At 64.0% G+C, this 17003-nt stretch carries 12 protein-coding genes and 1 tRNA gene; 2 read left to right on the top strand and 11 right to left on the bottom strand.

Annotated features, from left to right (window positions below; genetic code table 11):
• Positions 1–588: 588 nt before the first annotated feature.
• Positions 589–664 (bottom strand) — tRNA-Lys (locus tag ACK4SV_RS04370).
• A 116-nt stretch (positions 665–780) separates the two neighbouring features.
• Here ACK4SV_RS04370 and ACK4SV_RS04365 point away from each other — a divergent pair.
• On the top strand, positions 781–1413 hold the full coding sequence (locus ACK4SV_RS04365) for a hypothetical protein (RefSeq protein WP_409916582.1): 633 nt from the start codon (positions 781–783) through the stop codon (positions 1411–1413).
• A gap of 23 nt (positions 1414–1436) precedes the next feature.
• Here the strand turns inward: ACK4SV_RS04365 and tgt are convergent, their stop codons facing one another.
• The 4 genes from tgt to ACK4SV_RS04345 form a co-directional block, all read right to left on the bottom strand.
• Positions 1437–2585, bottom strand: coding sequence for a tRNA guanosine(34) transglycosylase Tgt (gene tgt / locus ACK4SV_RS04360; RefSeq protein WP_409916581.1), 1149 nt, complete (start codon positions 2583–2585; stop codon positions 1437–1439).
• Positions 2586–2795: 210 nt separating this feature from the next.
• Positions 2796–3941 (bottom strand): serine hydrolase domain-containing protein, encoded by a 1146-nt coding sequence (locus tag ACK4SV_RS04355; RefSeq protein ID WP_409916580.1) that lies wholly within the window; start codon positions 3939–3941, stop codon positions 2796–2798.
• 109 nt (positions 3942–4050) lie between these two features.
• Entirely contained in the window at positions 4051–4938 is an 888-nt protein-coding gene (locus ACK4SV_RS04350; protein WP_409916579.1) for a division plane positioning ATPase MipZ, read from the bottom strand.
• Positions 4939–4984: 46 nt separating this feature from the next.
• On the bottom strand, positions 4985–5449 hold the full coding sequence (locus tag ACK4SV_RS04345) for a hypothetical protein (protein WP_409916578.1): 465 nt from the start codon (positions 5447–5449) through the stop codon (positions 4985–4987).
• A 67-nt stretch (positions 5450–5516) separates the two neighbouring features.
• Here ACK4SV_RS04345 and panC point away from each other — a divergent pair, with 67 nt between their 5' ends.
• Entirely contained in the window at positions 5517–6395 is an 879-nt protein-coding gene (panC, locus tag ACK4SV_RS04340; protein ID WP_409916577.1) for a pantoate--beta-alanine ligase, read from the top strand.
• Here panC and hisC read toward each other — a convergent pair.
• From hisC to ACK4SV_RS04310, 6 genes are all read right to left on the bottom strand, one after another.
• Positions 6379–7470, bottom strand: coding sequence for a histidinol-phosphate transaminase (hisC, locus tag ACK4SV_RS04335; RefSeq protein ID WP_409916576.1), 1092 nt, complete (start codon positions 7468–7470; stop codon positions 6379–6381). The genes panC and hisC overlap by 17 nt on opposite strands.
• A 45-nt stretch (positions 7471–7515) precedes the next feature.
• Positions 7516–8541 carry a LacI family DNA-binding transcriptional regulator gene (locus ACK4SV_RS04330; protein ID WP_409916575.1) on the bottom strand — a complete coding sequence of 342 codons (1026 nt, stop codon included), beginning with the start codon at positions 8539–8541 and terminating at the stop codon, positions 7516–7518.
• Positions 8542–8633: 92 nt separating this feature from the next.
• A complete protein-coding gene (locus ACK4SV_RS04325; protein ID WP_409916574.1) occupies positions 8634–9599 on the bottom strand; it encodes a LysR family transcriptional regulator in 966 nt (321 codons plus the stop codon).
• A 280-nt stretch (positions 9600–9879) separates the two neighbouring features.
• Positions 9880–12678, bottom strand: a complete 2799-nt coding sequence (locus ACK4SV_RS04320) for a TonB-dependent receptor (protein ID WP_409916573.1) — start codon at positions 12676–12678, stop codon at positions 9880–9882.
• Positions 12679–12908: 230 nt separating this feature from the next.
• Positions 12909–15743, bottom strand: coding sequence for a phosphoenolpyruvate carboxylase (locus ACK4SV_RS04315; RefSeq protein WP_409916572.1), 2835 nt, complete (start codon positions 15741–15743; stop codon positions 12909–12911).
• 262 nt (positions 15744–16005) lie between these two features.
• Positions 16006–16983 (bottom strand): NAD(P)H-dependent flavin oxidoreductase, encoded by a 978-nt coding sequence (locus tag ACK4SV_RS04310; RefSeq protein WP_409916571.1) that lies wholly within the window; start codon positions 16981–16983, stop codon positions 16006–16008.
• Between the last annotated feature and the right edge of the window lie 20 nt (positions 16984–17003).

The raw sequence follows: 17003 nt of genomic DNA, 5'->3' as shown, positions 1-17003 counted from the left end.
CGCCATCGGGAACAAACCCCCGGCGGCGCTGATCAATCATGCTGGCGTCACCAGTCCGCCAGTGTGAAAAAGGCCGGAAAACTCTAGCCGGTAGTGGTCCAGACTTGGGTCTCAGAGCAAAGGCGAACAGAGTCTCCAATTAAACGGCCCGGATCAGGGGGCTGGGTCAGCCACGCAACATCGGTCCGAAAACTGAGGCGAAGGCCTGGCCAGCATTGAGACTGAGAGTTCCCATACACAGAGAGCGAAGTCGCACAAGCCAAAAACAAAAGCGACGACAAGATATCGAACCTGGCTGCGAATTGATATCGTTTGCGAACAATGAGCCTGCATGATCGCTTTCATAGTATGGGCAAGAAAGACTGACTTACCGGGGGGGGGGTACCTAAACTTTGGAGAGGCTGAGGGGTGTCCGATTGGCTCCGCTGAATGCAACCCATTTTCGGCTCTCGACAGTGGCGGTTGACGCACGAAAAATTCTAACGCGTCCTATTGCCTAAGTCGTGTCCCCGAGCGTGTCCCCACCCGTTTTGTTCTCGACCGAACCGCAAGCGAGCTCCAAAAATAACTTGATTTCATTAGGGTTTTTGGTGTGCCCAGCAGGATTCGAACCTGCGACCTACTGATTAAAAGTCAGTTGCTCTACCGGCTGAGCTATGGGCACATAAAGGGGCCGCGCGGCGACCGAAACGGCGATGTAGGCCGGGAGCCCGGGCCGGTCAACCATTCCCTGCATCCAGCGGCTTGATGTCGCCACATTTTTTCAGTCAGCATGAGGCCATGCGTCCGACAGTCACACTTCTCGCCGTTTTTCTTGTCTCGGCCCTCGCGGCGGGCTGCGCCAGCCAGGGCTCACAGCCTGCAACCGAGGCCGCCAATGGAGGGTCCCTCTCGGCGAATGTCGGCACGGCCGCCACCGGCGCAGCGACCCAGACACGGGACGGGTTCTCCGGGGCGGCAACGGCGCCGCTGGACGACCTGAACCTGCGGCGGCGGGAGATCCCGCCCCTTCTGGCCGGGATGCCGAGCCCCTATCACCTGCCGCCGGACCTGACCTGCGCGCGGATCGAGATGGACATTGCCGAGCTCGATGCTGTCCTCGGCCTCGACTGGGATTCCGGCGAGCCGGACCGGCGGCTCAATACCGAGATTCTGGCCGATGAGGCCGCCGATGCGGCGCTGGACGCCGTGCGGGACGTATCGACCGGCTGGATCCCCTTCCGGGGCCTCCTGCGGCGGGCAACCGGCGCGGAAAGCCATGAGAAGCGCTACAATCAGGCCTTCCGGATCGGCGCGCAGCGGCGGGCTTACCTGAAGGGCTATGGGCTCGCCCTCGGCTGTGACGTTCCCGCTCGGCCGGATTTCGAGCGGCTCCGTGAAGGCGACGCCGACTCGCGCATCCTCTATCGCTGAAGCAGCAGCGCCAGGCAGCCAGATCAGGCGGCGGGGCCGGCATCTTTCGGGGCGGACCGCGTGTGCGCCCAGGCGGCGCGGAGGCGCGCACGAAGGACCTCGAACCGGCCCTCGGCGATGGCGGCGCGCATTTCGGCCATCAAGGCCTGAAAGAAGGCGGTGTTGTGCCACGAGAGCAGCATCGGCCCGAGATATTCGCCGGCCTTGAACAGATGGTGCAGGTAAGCGCGGGAATAGTCGCGGCTGGCGGGGCAATCGACCGCTTCGTCGAGCGGGGCGGTGTCTTCGGCGAAACGCGCATTGTTGAGGTTCAGCGGGCCATCCCATGTCCAGGCCTGGCCATGCCGGCCGGAGCGTGTCGGCAGGACACAGTCGAACATGTCGATGCCGCGCGCGACGCTTTCCACAAGGTCGATCGGCTTGCCGACGCCCATGACATAGCGGGGCATCGCGTCCGGCAGGTGGGGCACCGTCATGTCGATGGTGGCGCACATCTGCTCATGCCCCTCGCCCACGGCGAGGCCGCCAAGCGCGATACCGCCGAAGCCCTGGTTAACGACACCTCTTGCCGAGCGTTCCCGCAGCTCCGGGAAGTTCGAGCCCTGCACGATGCCGAACAGCGTCTGGTGATCGCGCGCGCGAAAGGCGTCGAGGCTGCGCGCGCCCCAGTCCAGCGACAGCTCAAGGCTGCGGGCGGCTTCCTCATGTGTGCAGGGGAAGTTCGTGCATTCGTCGAGCTGCATGGAGATGTCGGCGCCGAGGAGGTCTGCCTGGATCTCGATGGAGCGGGCGGGGGTCAGGCGGTGGGTGGAGCCGTCGATATGGCTCTGGAAGGTGACGCCGTCCGGGTCCATCCTGCGCAGCTGGGCCAGCGACCAGACCTGGAAGCCGCCGGAATCGGTAAGCATCGGGCCTGGCCAGCCGGAGAATTTGTGCAGGCCGCCGAGCTTGTTCACCCGCTCCGCGCCGGGGCGCAGCATCAGGTGATAGGTGTTGCCAAGGATGATGTCCGCCCCGGCCCCTTTCACCTGGTCCATATAGAGCGCCTTGACCGTGCCGGCCGTGCCGACGGGCATGAAGGCGGGCGTGCGGATGTCGCCGCGCGGGGTTTTCAGCCGGCCGGTGCGGGCTTTTCCCTCGCGGGCGTGAATTTCAAACGGGAATGTGGCCATGGGGCGGGGCTATAAGCGTGCAGGTCCCAAGCGCCAAGGGGCAGGAACTGTTTGGAGCGTTCGCTCTGCGCTTTCGTCACTGCCGATGCGCGCCCGCGCATCTGGCAGCCTATCTCCTGCCCGCGCCGGATTGTCCGCCGGCAATGTCAGGAGATGGGCGCCCAGATGACCTGCGGTCATCGGGCGTGACGAAGAAGGGAAAGCTGTGCCCTACCCTGCCATCGCGCCCCAGGCCGCCATCAGGATGTTGAAGGCGCGCATGTCGCCGGTTGTGGTCGCGGCCATGCGGTTCATGGCGTAGGCATAGGTCGCGCGCGAATCCATATCGATCACCACGAGCGAGCCGCCATAGCCGCCCCAGAAGACGGTGTTGGGGTTGGGGAACGGCACCATGCCGCCCGCAAGGCCGAAGCCGAGCCCATAGCGCACCGGGATGCCGAGAACCTTGTCGAGGCCGGTGATCTGCAGCTCCAGCGCGCGGCGGCATCCGGCTTCCGACATCAGCTGCTTGCCATTGGCCCAGCCACCATTCGCCATCAGCGACTGGACTGCCGCCACCGAGCGGGCATTGCCTGTGCCGCCGGCGGCCGGGATCTCTGCGCCGCGCCAGGCGCGGGTGCGTGTGTCCAGCGGATTGATCTGGGGATTGGTGGACATGTTGGTGAGGAGCGCGCTGTCGGACGAGGGGAGACCGATGCTGCCGCCGCCTGCCGGCGGGGGGATGAGGTCGGCCACACGGTGATCTTCGGAGGCCGGCAGGCCGATGTGGAAGTCTGCGCCGATGGGCTCGGCCAGCTCCCGGCGGAACACCGTGCCGACCGTCTCGCCTGCGACCCGCCGGATGACTTCACCGACGAGATAGCCCTGCGTCATGGCGTGATAGCCGGGCGCCGTGCCGGGCTGCCAGAAGGGCGCCTGTGCGGCAAGGAGGCTGGTCGCCTTCTCCCAGTCATAGAGGTCTTCGCGCGTCATGGGCTCTTTCCAGCCCGAAAGGCCCGCCGAATGGCTCATCAGCTGGGCGACCGTGACATCGGCCTTCCCGTTCGCAGCGAACTCCGGCCAGTATTTCGCGACCGGCGCGGCGAAGTCGAGCTCGCCCTTGTCTGCGAGGAACAGGGCGGTCAGCGCCGTCATTGTCTTGGTCGTCGAATAGACATTGACGACCGTGTCCTTCTGCCAGGGCCGCGTCTTCGCCTCATCGGCATGGCCGGCCCAGATGTCGACCACGACCTCGCCGTTCAGCATCATGCAGAAGGAGGCGCCGGTTTCCTGACCGGCCGCGAAGTTCCCGCGAAACGCCTCGCGCACAGGCGCGAAGCCGCCCAGCACCGTGCCATGGATTTCCGGATCGTTCATCTGGCCTTCCCCCCGAATACAGACCGGCCAGCCTCTGATGGCGGCTCTTCTGTCAAAGCGGTAGGCCGGGGCGCGGCTGCAAACAAGCGCGCCGCAAGGGAAAGCCAGGTCAGAAGTTGATCTCGGCGCCTGCCAGTTCCGGCAATTGCAGGACGATCACGAGATCGCAGAGCTCCTGACGCGCCGCCTTGTGGCTCATCGAGAAGGCAACGTTCGAGCCTTTCTCGGTGAGGTCCAGCAGGGTCAGGCCGGCGGGGAAGAGTTCACGGTAGATCACGCGCTCCGACAGTCCGGGCGCGAGGCGGAAGCCGATCCGTCGGGAGAGATTGTCGAGCGCGCCGCCGACGCGTTCCTTGTTGCGCGCGGCGAGCGGCGACATGCGGTTGCGCATCACCACCCAGTCAATCGGCCGGCGGCTCGCCTGCGCCTTCTTCTTGCGGCAGTCCCAGACCATTTCGGAGTAATAGCTGGGGCGCAGCACTTCGAGCGTCTGCGGGTTGACGTCGCCCAACAGGTCAAAGTCCACGAAGCTGTCGTTCAGCGGCGTGATCAGCGTGTCCGCCGTACGATGGGCAAGGCGCGAGAGGAAAGTGTCGCCGCCCGGCGCATCGATGATGATGAAGTCGCATGTCGTCTTCAGGCGGCTGATGCCGGTCTGGAAGCGTTCGCTTTCCTCGGCCTCGGCGCGGTCGAGATCGCGCTCCTGGCTTGCCTCGACGCGCACGATCTCCGGCATCACCAGCTTGGCGCCGGTCGTCTGCATCCAGCGGACACGGTTTTCGAGATAGCGGGTCAGCGAGCGCTGGCGGACATCCAGATCGATCACGCCGATGCGGCAACCGATCCGCAAAAGGGCAACGGTCAGATGGATCGAGACGGTGGATTTTCCGGCCCCGCCCTTTTCGTTGCCGATGACGATGATGCGTGTTTCGCGCCGGTCAGCCCCGGGCACTCGCTCACTGGCATGGCTCAGCTGCGAGACGCCATCGGCGGGCATTCAACACACTCCACAAGGCCACCGGCGGGTGGCCGGTGAAAGGACTTCAGGCAACGCGGGCGAGGGTATCCTGATGCGCGGGGACGCGCGGCAGGACAAAGGTATGTTCGGCGAAGAGGTCGTCATCCTCAAAGGCGACCACATTGGTCAGCACCGGGATGCCGGCGCGCTCTTCATCGAAGAGAACCGGATCAACCGGGATCGGCGCATCGCGCGGGGGCTCATACGCAGCTTCCGTCAGCTCGGGCACGCGGCTGAGGCTGGAGAGCACACCGCGCAGCGAGGACAGCGCGCCGGACACGCGGGCGTACTGCTCTTCCAGCATGTAGACACCGGAGGAGAGGTTCGTTTGCTCGCCATCGAACAGCCAGGCATCCTGCGCCTCACCCGGTACGGCCGAACCGCGACGGGGTTCAGGCTCCCTTGTCTCTATCGCGGCCTTGCGCAGGCCGAGCGTGACGGCACCCAGAAGGGCGAGCGAGCGGAGCGAGGTAACGATGCGCTGGGTCATGGGTATGAAATTCCGGCGAATGGGTTAACAACCCGTTTACTTCATCGCGCTTTGGGGTGCCAGAAAAGTGAATTCCACGACAGACGAATTACCCAGGATCGTGCGTACCCGCGCCGAGATGCAGGCGCTTGCCAACCAGTGGAAGCAGGCAGGTGAGACGGCCGGATTCGTGCCGACCATGGGCGCCCTGCATGAGGGGCATCTGTCACTCGTTGATATTGCTCGGGAAAATGCAGACCGGGTGGTTGTGAGCATCTTCGTGAACCCCACCCAGTTCGCGCCGGGCGAGGATTTCGACACCTATCCGCGCCGCGAGGCGGAGGATATTGCGAAGCTCGCGGGCGGGCGCGCGGATGCTGTTTATTTGCCGAGCGTGACTGAAATGTATCCGGACGGCTCGGTCACGAATGTCCGGGTCGAATCACTCTCGGATTTGCTCGACGGGATTTACCGGCCGCACTTCTTCTACGGTGTCAGCACGGTCGTGGCGCGCCTGTTCCTGCACGTCCAGCCGGATTTGGCGGTCTTTGGCGAGAAGGATTACCAGCAGCTGCAGATCATCCGGCGGATGGTGCGCGACCTGGGCTTCCCGCTGCGGATCATCGGCGGCGCGACGCGGCGCGATGCGGATGGTCTCGCCCAGTCTTCCCGCAATCTCTACCTCTCCGCCGGGGAGCGCCGGACAGCGGGCGCTGTGTTTGCCGCGCTTCACCGCGCCTCGGTCCGCCTCGCGAATGGCGCCCTGCCCTCAGAGGTGCTGGCGGAAGCTGAGGCACACCTCAAAGCCTCCGGCTTCGGCAAGGTCGATTATGTGACGCTGGTTGCCCCGGACACGCTTCAGGCCTTGCCGGACAGGCCGCTTCCCGAGGGCAGCGTGGCGCGCCTGCTGGCGGCGGCCTGGCTCGGGCGGACGCGCCTGATCGACAATATCAGCGTGACGCGGTGAAAGCCGCAAGCGCCGACAGAAGGCGCTCATTGTCGCCGGCGCTGCCGACGGTGATCCTGAGTTTGGACGGCAGGCCGTAGCCCCCGATCGCGCGCACGAGGATACCCTGATCCTTCAGGAACTGGTGGGCCGCCGCCGCGCGTCCGGGCGAGCCGAAATCCGGCAGCACGAAGTTTGCGTGAGACACCGGCACATTGAGTCCCATCGCGTTCAGCCGGTCTGTCATGAGCGCGCGCCAGTCCGCATTATGCTCGCGCGAGCGCGCGAGGAATGCGTCGTCGCGGATGGCTGCTATGCCGGCGGCGGCGGCGAGTGCGTTCACATTGAACGGCCCGCGGATGCGCTGCCAGATGCCCGCAATCTCGGCCGGCATGTAGGCCCAGCCGAGCCGCAGGGCCGCGAGGCCGTAGATCTTGGAGAAGGTGCGCATCATGACCGTGTTGCCGCGCCGGTCGACGAGATCGCTCAGCGCGGCTTCATAGTCCGGCCCGAGATATTCGGAATAGGCACCATCGACCACGAAAAGGACATGCGGCGGCAGCGCATCCTGCAGCGCTTTCAGGTCTTCCAGCGGCAGCATCGTGCCGGTCGGGTTGTTCGGGTTGGCGAGGAACAGGATCTTCGTGCGCGGTGTCACAGCGCCGAGGATGGCATTGACGCCGGCGGTCATGTCGGTTTCCGGCGCAGTCACGGGCGCGGCGCCATGGGCGCTGGCCGAGACGCGGTACATCGAAAAGGCGTGCTCGGTGAACAGCACCTCGTCGCCAGGACCAGCATAGCACTGGGTGAGCAGGTGGATGATCTCGTCAGAGCCGGCCGCCGTCGCGATCCGGGAGGCATCGGCGATGCCCTTGGCTGCAGCGATTGCCTCGCGCAGCTCTCGGTAATCGGGGTCGGGATAGATATGGACGTCGCCCGCCACGGACCGCGCCGCCTCGATGGCCGCGGGGCTTGGCCCGAAGGGGTTCTCGTTCGAGGCGAGCATCACGGCGGGGCCTGACTGGCCGTGCAGTTTGCCGCCCGGAACATAGGGCTTCATGACGGCGATGTGGGGCAGCGGCTTGATCTCGTTCATGGGCGAGGCGTTTACACGAAAGCCGGGGGGCTGGGAACGGGGGCGTCAGCGCGGCGCGGGCGCGGTCGATTCGCGCACCACAAGCCTGTGCGGCAGCACGATATGGCGGCCGCGATCCTCGCTGCGCCGGTCGATCAACATGCCCACGGCGCGCGCCGCCATTTCGCGGCCTGGCTGGTAGATTGTGGTCAGCACCGGCGAGACGGTGGTGGCGAGCGGCGTATCATCAAAGCCCGCGACCGAGAGTTCCTCCGGAACCCGGATACGCGAGCGATAGGCGACGGCGAGCACGCCGGCGGCCATGTCATCATTGCTGGCGAAGATGGCCGAGGGAGGGCTGGGAAGATCCAGCAGGGCGCGCGCGGCGGCGAGGCCGGATTCAAAGTCGAATGCGCCGGGCACGATCAGGCCGGGCTCAGCCTGAAGGCCGTGCGCGGCAAGGCCTGCCTCGAAGCCTGACTGGCGCAGCTGTGCCTGGGGATGGTTGGCCGGCCCCGTGATGAAGCCGATGCGGCGATGGCCGAGGCCGATGAGGTATTCCGTCATGGCAAGGGCCGCGCCGCTGTCATCCATGCTCACCCTGCCAGCTTCGGCGGGCGCATCTGTATGGGAGAGACGCACGAAGGGTGTGCCGGCTTCGGTCAGGCGCGCCATCAGGGCGGCATCTTCCGAGAGCGGCGGCACGAGGACCGCGCCGGCAAGATCGCTGAGGCCTGGCGGCAGGCCGGTCTCTTCCCAGCCCGGTTTCAGCGTCTCGAAGACGATGCTGAAGCCGGCCGCATTCGCCTTTTCCAGCGCGCCGATCTGCAATTCGCTGAGATAGTTGCGCGAGAGATGGCCAAAGAATACGCCGATCAGCCGGCTCTGCCCTGCCCTGAGGCTTCGGGCATGGGGATTGGCGCGGTAGCCGAGCCGGCCGGCAGCTTCCAGCACACGCTCCCGCGTCGGGGCGCGGACATTCGGCTCTCCGTTCAGGACACGGCTGACGGTCTTGAAGGACACACCGGCTTCCCGGGCGACATCAATGATGGTTGCCGGGCGCATCTCGCGCGGAGCGGGTGAATCCCCCATGACCTGGCCTTGTGCCGCTGAAACCTGCGGCGGAGTTTAGACGGGACGACGCAGACCGCGCAATGGCGGCGCGGGGTCAACCGGCCCGGCGGTTATCTTTTCGGGGCGGGAAAGGCGTGCACCTTGCGCTCCGGATCGCCCGGATGGACGAACTCTTCCCGGAACCAGACGGCCTCCGGCAGCTCGAACAGCCGGCGCACCCATTCAATGAAGAGGCGCCCGCGCCGGGTGCGGCGGAACTCTTCGGTGTAGGTGATCCAGAACTGGATCGGCGCGATCTCCGGCAGGTCGAGCGGCACGATGCGGGCATCGAGTGCGGCCACAAAGGACGGCAGGATGGCAATGCCCCGCCCGGCGGCGCAGGCCTCGATCAGGGCCGTGCCGGAATTCGAGACGAACGCAAAGTCGATCATCTTCTTCAGCTCGGCCACCTTCGGCGCCCAGCGTTCGACCTGGTTGACGTAGGAGCTGTGCAGCAGACAGGGGTGTTTGTAATACTCGAACAGGCTGTCCGGTTTGGAGTTCCTGGCGAGATAGTCCGGAGAGGCAAAGCCGATATAGTGCTGCACGCCGAGCCGGTGGGCGATGACATCGTGATGGCGCGGCTCTGAAAACTGGATCGCGATGTCGGCTTCGCCGGATTGCAGGTCCGGCAGCTCATCGCGGACGATCAGGCGTACCTGGATGCGGGGGTTTTCCTTCTGGAATTCGCCGATGCGCGGGGCAATCCAGTAAGGCCCGATGCCGTCGCCGGTGGCGAAGGTGATCGCGCCCTCAACGGGCGAACCGCGATCAGCGGCTTTTTCATGCAGGGTGCTGGCCGCCTCGGCCATCTGGTGCGCAAAGCGCAGGACAACCTTGCCTTCTTCTGTCAGCTCGACGCCGCGCCGCGTGCGGAAGAACAGCTGTGTGCCGAGCACAGCTTCCAGCTCATCGATCTTGCGGCTGATGGTCGGCGGCGACTCCTTGAGGCGCGTTGCCGCCGCACTCATGCTGGAGAGTTCAGCGACGATACGGAAGACACGCAGGGTGTCCCAGTTCAGTTCCTCGAGGTTCATCAATAAATGCATTCCGCCGGTCTTTGCCGGACTTTGAAGTCACAACCATCATCCCCGCAGTCAGCGATACATTGGTGGCATCCGGGCTGCAATTTTATTTAACAGAGCATATGTTTCTTTTATTGGTTGACCACCGGTGTCAACTGGAAGACGGAAAATTGATTGCGCCAACGTGGCCCGAAGGCATGGAAAAAGGGCTGGCCATCCCTGGCCAGCCCCATTTTGTTCGGAATGATTTACGGCGGGCCGGGCCAATCAGGCCGGCCAATCAAAGCCAGGATCAGAAGTTGACCCGGACGCCGCCGAACACCGTATAGCCAAAACGCTCACGCTCATACACGCGCTGGCGGCTGCCGAAGTAGCGAACGCCTTCTGTATCCGTCAGGTTCTTGGCTTCGAGGAAATACTCGATCTGGTCGTTGGCTTTGAAGGACGTCGTGAAGTCGAGCTGCGAACGGCCTTCCCAGTAGAGGTCAAAGCGGCTGTCTTCGGCATCGATGCCATCCAGATAGTCTGAACGATTATTCCAGGACAGACGGGCATTGAACCGCTCGGTCTCATAGAACACCGAAGCGTTGTATACCTGATCCGACTGGCCCTGCAGCGGGAACTTTGAACGTCCACCAACATCCCGGCCCACATTCATCTCGGAGTCCGTGAAGGTGGCGTTCGCGAAAACACCGAAGTTGCCTAGGAAACCCGGCAGGAAAGAGAAGGACTGCTGCCAGGTGAATTCGATACCGCGGATGAAGCCGTCGGGTGCGTTCTCTGCCTGGATGAAGGTCGCCGGCTGTCCCTCGAAGACCTGATCGCCCGTTCGCAGGGTGAACTCGTAATTTTCGAGATCCTTGTAGAAGGCATTCGCCGCAAGCAGACCAACGCCCGCGAAGTAGTATTCGACGCCCGCATCAACATTGTTCGAGATTGTCGGGCGCAGGTTGGGGTTGCCCCGGTTGACCGTGAGCGGCGGCGTATCGCCAACGCTGATCCGGGCGACAACGTCCGGATAGTTTGGACGGGCAATTGCCCGCGTAAGCGCAAGACGGCCGATCAGGTTGTCGTTGAACTCATGCCGGGCGGTGAGGTTCGGGAACCAGTTGGTATAGTCGCGCGAGTTTGCGACCGGCGTCGCCGTATTTGTCGTTGTGTTCAGCCTGAAAGCTGTTGAACTGAACTCTGTGTGCTCAACTCGCAGGCCAGCGATCACATCGGTCTTGTCGAGCGAAACCCGCGTCATTCCATAGACGGCGTAGATGTTTTCTTCGACAGAATAATCGCTTGCCACCGACTGGGCCGGTCGGATGTAGACAGGGTTGTTCTTCACAACACCGTCCATCGAGTCGAAGTAATGATCGGCCAGACCTTCGTTGATTTTTGTCCCGAGATTATAGCCGAAATTCTTCGAAGGCCCGCCGGTCAGCAGCTGGGCGACCGTTGATGAGGGTGCAAACGCTGCTGTGGTCGGGCTGCGCCACCGCTCATCGTCCCGCTCGGTTTCACGCATCCGGATAGCAGCGCCGAATTTGTGTTCGGCTGAGTTGCCGAACAGGGCTCCATCAAGCTCGACATTGGCGCGGGCAGCCCATTCAGTAGTGATGTTCTCCTCGAAGCGCTGGTCAAGGCGGCGGAAAGCGAATGCCGATGCGTTGAGGTGTTCATTGGTCTGGAACAGGCTGATCGAGGGCTCATCCGGATTTGCGTAGTCGTAAGAGATCGTCGGGCGCTGGCTGGACCGCAGCAGCAGCTGGTCACGCTGCGGATAGGTCTGTTCAGACTCGTTATAGGAAAGCTGATAATCAAACCGGGTTGCGCCGAGATCGTGCCGGCCGCCGGCCTGCAGGTTCCAGATCGTGTTGCGCACCGTTCGGTGGCGCAACTCTTTCTCGATCCGGGTGTTCGTCCAGGTGCCTGCGCTGTTCGTGAAACCCGGTTGCAGCGCGTTCGAGCCGCCGGCAGCAAGGTCAAGCAGCAGCAGGTTGCGGTACTCATCATCCTCGAAACGCGACCAGTTGCCGCGCAGGAAGTATTGCGACCGATCGTCCGGCCGGTACTCGAGAGCAGCGGTAAGGGCTGTCCGGGTGCGACGCGTATCGTAGTCCTTGAAGACGATTTCATCGACAAAGAAGACATCCTGGCCGTTGACTTCCCGCACATCCCAGTTGGATTCGAGGTTGTCGACTTGGCGATCCGTGAACGAATGGCTGACCGAAAACAGCGCGCCGAACTGTTCGTTCGAACCGAACGTGTTCGAGACAACGGCAGACGCGCGGTAATCATTCGTGTCGCCGATCTCGTTAAAGCTGCCGCCGCCGCTGAAATTCACGCGAAATCCGCGCTTATCGAAGGGCGAGCGGGTGACAAGGTTTACCGATCCGGCGATCGAGTCAGCGTCCTGGAAGGGCAGCAGCGTTTTCGAGACTTCGATGGCATTCACGACATCCGAAGGGATCGTGTCGAGATCGACGGCCCGGGTGGTCGCGTCCGGAGAGGCGATTGCTGCACCGTTGACGCTGATTGCAGTGAATTCGCTGGGGGCACCACGCAGGTTGATGAAGCGGCCTTCGCCTTGGTCGCGGGCAATGCCGAAGCCCGGCACGCGCTGCAGCGCCTCTGCGATGTTCTGGTCGGGGAACCGGCCAATTGCATCGGCAGAAACGATGTTTGTGGTTGCATCATTCGTGCGTTGCTGGTTGAGGGCGCGGGCTGTCCCGTCAAGGATGGCGCCGCGCACCACTACGCGCTCAAGCGCCTGATCGTCTTCGCCGAGCGTCACCACGATATTGTTCACCGTGCCAGCCGTCACCGTAACGATGCGGCGGGCATTGGGGAAGCCCAGATAGTCCACTTCGAGGGTCAGGTCGCCGGCCGGCACAGAGGAGAACGAGAACTCGCCCTGACGGTTGGTCGAAGTGTCGGTTCCTGCCTCGACGGCATTGACCCGGGCACCCGGCAGCGGCGAGCCCGCGCCATCGACAATACGGCCGCGCAGGACTTCCTGCGCGTCGGCTGGCAGGGCTGTGAGGCCCGCAACCATCATGCCGGACAGCGCCAGCAACGAAACTGAATTGAACCTGGACATGAGACACCCCTCTCAAAACGGGCTGCGCACACGTCTGGCGCAGCCTCCCTTCGGCGCCTCTACGTCCGTTCCAAGACAGTTCGGTAACACAAATATCGGACTTTTATGAAAGTGGCTAAAGTGCAACACGCCGCCCGATGGAGGGAGCGGTCACACCCCTGCGCACTTACTCTTGCACCTGCTTCTGATGCCACCTGAGCGCGAAGCACAACGCTGCTTCCGCTGGAAATTCATCCGAATGCGTCATACGGATGGTTCAGGGCGAGGCTGATCCTGTGCAGCAGGCGGTCGATCTCGCCGAGGGGTTCTATGATCGCCCGGTGCAGTTCGTCATAGCCATACTCCCCGGCTTCGGAAGCCGCGCCCGGCTCCTCGATCGAGGAAAGGAGCAGGCCCCGGTCCTGCGACCTCGGAAAGATCCGGGAGAGGAGCGCAATGCAGTCACCAATGCGCAAACCGGTCACAAGACGGATGATGTCCCGCAGGCTCGTATCATGGCGCTCGGAGATGTTCGGCAGCCGTCCGGCCAGCGCGAAAGCGCGCATCATCAAGGCCTGGCGCAGGCCGTGCAGCACGTGCACCGTCAGCCGGTCCTCATGCCGGGCGGCGGTGGAGGGGGCATCATCCAGCCGCGCGAGGAGTCTGTCGAACCGGTCAAGGTCCGTGGACAGAAGGTTTGCCGTCCGGTTGACCGACAGGGCAGTTTCGCCATCGCGCAATACACCGTAGACGGACCGGTAGGCGGCCGCCTCATCCGGAGACGAGGCCCGTGCATGCGCGATCCAGACATCGGGATTATAGATCTGCGCATAAGCGCGCAGCACAGGCAGGCTGGTCAGGAGCCGGGCGCGCCAGGCCAGCTGGACCAGGCTGCGCATCCTCGGACTGGTATTGATCAGGCTGATGATCCGGTCGGTCTCGCGCTGCAGCGAAGAGCCGATACCGGAGGCCGTGTTCGCCGGAATGCCGAGCTGCTGGAGTTCGGCATTGTGCGAAATCGCGCGCAGCGCCCGAGGGCCCGATGGGCCTGAAGGCCGGCGCGTCTGGCGCGAGCCGGCGGTGACCACAAAGCCCGGCGCAAATTCCGTCAGCAGGCGGCCATAGTCAGGGTTGGAGAAGAAGCGTTCGTGCCAGGCGCGGAGGCTGCGATAGAAGTCCCAGACAAGGTCGGTCCGCGTGTAGAAGGGATCGCTCAGGGCCGTCTCCGGAGGCGCCGAGAGGGCATGCTGGCACCAGTGCGCGAGCGACGAGCTGGCGAGTTCTTCGGTGGCAAAGTGGAGATATCCGTCCCCGCCCTGGAAGCTCGATTCATGCAGGATCGGGATGCCGCGCTGCGCGGCATTCGTGCGTGTCCATGGCGTCAGCAGATGGTCATAACGCTGAGCGAAACTGCCGGGCCAGGCGCCCCGCCCGAAGGATTCCCCATGCGTATTGAAGATCAGGAGGCCCGCCTCCGGAACCTTGGCCGCCAAAGCCCTGAGGATCAGGTTGTGGATCCGCTCGATCGCCATATTGCCGGCGACCTGACCGATGAACCGTCCGGAGTCTGAGAATCCGAGCTGGATCGAGAGATACCCCCGCCGCCGGACATAAAGCTCGAATTCCGGCTCATCCAGAAGGCGTTCGATGAACCGGCCGCCGGTTTCCAGCGCTTCGGGTGTTTCGAACAGGGGCGAGATGTCCAGCTTGCGGGCAACGCCGTAATGGCGTGCCAGATAGAGCGCGGCCATCACGGTTGCCGGATTCTCGCTCTCGGCAATCAGGAAACGGATCGGCGCGCCGGCATCAATGTGTTTGAGGATCTGTGCACAGAGCATGAACTGGCGCCGCGCGGTGGATTGTTCGAGGAACAAGTCGGCAAAATTCACGCGCACCGGCTCCGGCGTGCTCGCGAGGCGGGCGAGTTCGGCGAGGGCAAGGCGGCCGAGGCTTCGCTCATCGCTGTCGAGATCGAGTTCCCGGCTGATCACGGCAGCAATCTGGGCCGCATTCACGCGCAGGTGAATGCGCGCAGTGCCCAGCTGAAGGCTTTCGACCTGCGCCCGCAGCACGATGAGCGCCTGTGCCAGCGCATCATCCTCGCCGGCAGTTGCCAGCACATCTTCCAGCACACGGATAATCTCTGCTGCATCCGTCAGTCTTGCCGGACTATCCGCCGTCAGACGGTTCGCCGCCTGTACCAGCGTTTCCGGATCCTGCAGGTTTCCGCAGAAAATTGCGGCCTGCAGCGCGCTTTCGGCGGCGGCATATTCAAGCCGGTCTGAAAGAGGCGCGAGTCCCTCCGTACCCGGATATGTTTCGATGATGTCCTGAACCTGCCGGTGATAGCGCCCAAGCTGCGCCGCCTTCTCGGAGAGGCGGAAAGCCAGCGATTGTGACCAGTGAATATCGGTCCGGCCATCGAGGTCATACCCAACCCAGCTGGCAATCGAGGGAAGCTCCGGTTTCAGGCGCCGCCAGTCCGCCGGGAAATGCCGGCGCGCCACATCAAGGACCATCGCCGCATACTGGCGCTGCGCCGCAGCGGCATGATGGAGCGCGGCCTGCGCCTCTTCATGCTCGGCTGCCAGCGTGATGTTGCTGTTCCAGCTGCGCGCATCGGTGCGGATCGCCGCCTCCAGCGCCGTGCGGGCCCGCTTGCCCGGGCGGACAGCCTGCGCCGCGATGGCCGCGCGCAGTTGCGGGGAGAGCGAAAAGGTCGGGTGCGCGGTGAACACAATGCCGCCGCGCGGGCGGGCGGCCTCACGCGCATAGGCGTCGAACCCGTGGCCCGCCAGTGTCTCGAGCTGCGCCCGCACCGGGGCCCAGGCGTGGTCGGGCTTTGCCTGCGCATGGCGCTCGCGCAGGCGGGCGGCGCGCTGTTCGACGAGCAGGATGTGGGTTTCGTCGATCAGCCCGGCGATATCCTCCACACTTGTCTGGCCGGACTCAAGATCCTGGAAGACGGCCTGCGCCAGGGCGAAAACGGAATTCGTCAGGGGATTGTCGGCAATCTTTTCAGCCTCGCCGCGCAGATACTCTCCTGCCGCTGCCAGGCTCGGCTCGATGATCCGGTGTCTTGCCATGATGTCCTGCGCCCCGCGGTCTGCCTTTACGCAGCGGCATAGCCCCGGGAGTCGTTCAGGATCAAGCGCGCAAACCGGCTGGGGGTGAAAAATGATGAGCGCTCACGCGCAGACTGCCCGCCAGCCCGGCCCGGCGCCGCGCAGCTGGGCAGATGGCGGCATGGCCCCGGACAAGCTGAGGGCGGCCAGCCAGTTGGCCGCCGCCCACTTTGCTACAGGTTTCTGGCCCAGCGCTCTCAGGGCCGGTTCCCCGGTGTGCCGATCAGGACAGGACCCCGTTGAGGCGCTGGCGGATGATGTCCTCAGCCTCTGAGATGATCCGGTCAACCAGTTCCTTGACGGTCGGGATGTCGTCGATCAGGCCCTGCACAGGACCGGCCGACCAGATGCCGCCATCGGTGTCGCCCTCTTCCATTGCCTTGCGGCCCCGCACACCGGCGACAAGGTGCATCACATCCTCGAACTTCGCTCCGCCCCGGCGCTCGATCTCGACGACTTCGGAACTCACCTTGTTGCGCATCACGCGCGCGGTGTTGTGCAGCGTGCGGAAGATGAGGTCGGTCTGGCGCTCATCATTGGCGACCATCTGGGTCTTGAAGTTCTCATGGATCGGCGCCTCTTTCGTGACGCAGAAGCGCGTGCCCATGTTCACGCCGTCCGCGCCGAGCGCGATGGCCGCGACGAGCCCGCGCGCATCGGCGAAGCCACCTGACGCCAGCATCGGGATCTTCACCTTGTTAGCCGCTGCCGGGATAAGGATGAGGTTCGGGATGTCATCCTCGCCCGGATGGCCCGCGCATTCGAACCCATCAATCGAGATCGCATCGACGCCCATCCGCTCGGCTGACAGTGCATGGCGCACGGCGGTGCATTTGTGGATGATCTTTATGCCGTGCTGTTTGAAGTGATCGACATGTTCCTGCGGCTTGTAGCCGGCGGTTTCTACCACCTTGATGCCGCCCTGGATGATCGCGTCGCGATACTCCGCATAAGGCGGCGGCTTGATGGCCGGCAGGATCGTCAAGTTCACGCCGAAGGGCTTGTCGGTCAGGTCCTTGGTGCGCTGGATTTCCCTGGCGAGTTCTTCCGGCGTCGGCTGGGTCAGCGCGGTCAGGAAGCCGAGCGCGCCGGCATTGGCCACCGCTGCCACCAGTTCAGCCTTGCCCACCCATTGCATACCGCCCTGCGCAATCGGGTGCTCCACGCCGAAGGCTTCGGTAAACCGCGTCTTGATCGCCATGCGCCATTCTCCTCTGGACT

Source organism: Hyphomonas sp. (genome assembly GCF_046313735.1).
Taxonomy (GTDB): domain Bacteria; phylum Pseudomonadota; class Alphaproteobacteria; order Caulobacterales; family Hyphomonadaceae; genus Hyphomonas.
Note: the sequence above shows the minus strand (reverse complement) of the source record. Positions and strands in the feature narration are given on the sequence as shown.

What these genes read in the sequence shown, in the direction of transcription:
- ACK4SV_RS04365 (WP_409916582.1), top strand. Translation starts at nt 781, where the DNA reads ATGCGTCCGACAGTCACACTTCTCGCCGTTTTTCTTGTCTCGGCCCTC.
- tgt (WP_409916581.1), bottom strand. Translation starts at nt 2,585, where the DNA reads ATGGCCACATTCCCGTTTGAAATTCACGCCCGCGAGGGAAAAGCCCGC.
- ACK4SV_RS04355 (WP_409916580.1), bottom strand. Translation starts at nt 3,941, where the DNA reads ATGAACGATCCGGAAATCCATGGCACGGTGCTGGGCGGCTTCGCGCCT.
- ACK4SV_RS04350 (WP_409916579.1), bottom strand. Translation starts at nt 4,938, where the DNA reads ATGCCCGCCGATGGCGTCTCGCAGCTGAGCCATGCCAGTGAGCGAGTG.
- ACK4SV_RS04345 (WP_409916578.1), bottom strand. Translation starts at nt 5,449, where the DNA reads ATGACCCAGCGCATCGTTACCTCGCTCCGCTCGCTCGCCCTTCTGGGT.
- hisC (WP_409916576.1), bottom strand. Translation starts at nt 7,470, where the DNA reads ATGAACGAGATCAAGCCGCTGCCCCACATCGCCGTCATGAAGCCCTAT.
- ACK4SV_RS04330 (WP_409916575.1), bottom strand. Translation starts at nt 8,541, where the DNA reads ATGGGGGATTCACCCGCTCCGCGCGAGATGCGCCCGGCAACCATCATT.
- ACK4SV_RS04325 (WP_409916574.1), bottom strand. Translation starts at nt 9,599, where the DNA reads ATGAACCTCGAGGAACTGAACTGGGACACCCTGCGTGTCTTCCGTATC.
- ACK4SV_RS04320 (WP_409916573.1), bottom strand. Translation starts at nt 12,678, where the DNA reads ATGTCCAGGTTCAATTCAGTTTCGTTGCTGGCGCTGTCCGGCATGATG.
- ACK4SV_RS04315 (WP_409916572.1), bottom strand. Translation starts at nt 15,743, where the DNA reads ATGGCAAGACACCGGATCATCGAGCCGAGCCTGGCAGCGGCAGGAGAG.
- ACK4SV_RS04310 (WP_409916571.1), bottom strand. Translation starts at nt 16,983, where the DNA reads ATGGCGATCAAGACGCGGTTTACCGAAGCCTTCGGCGTGGAGCACCCG.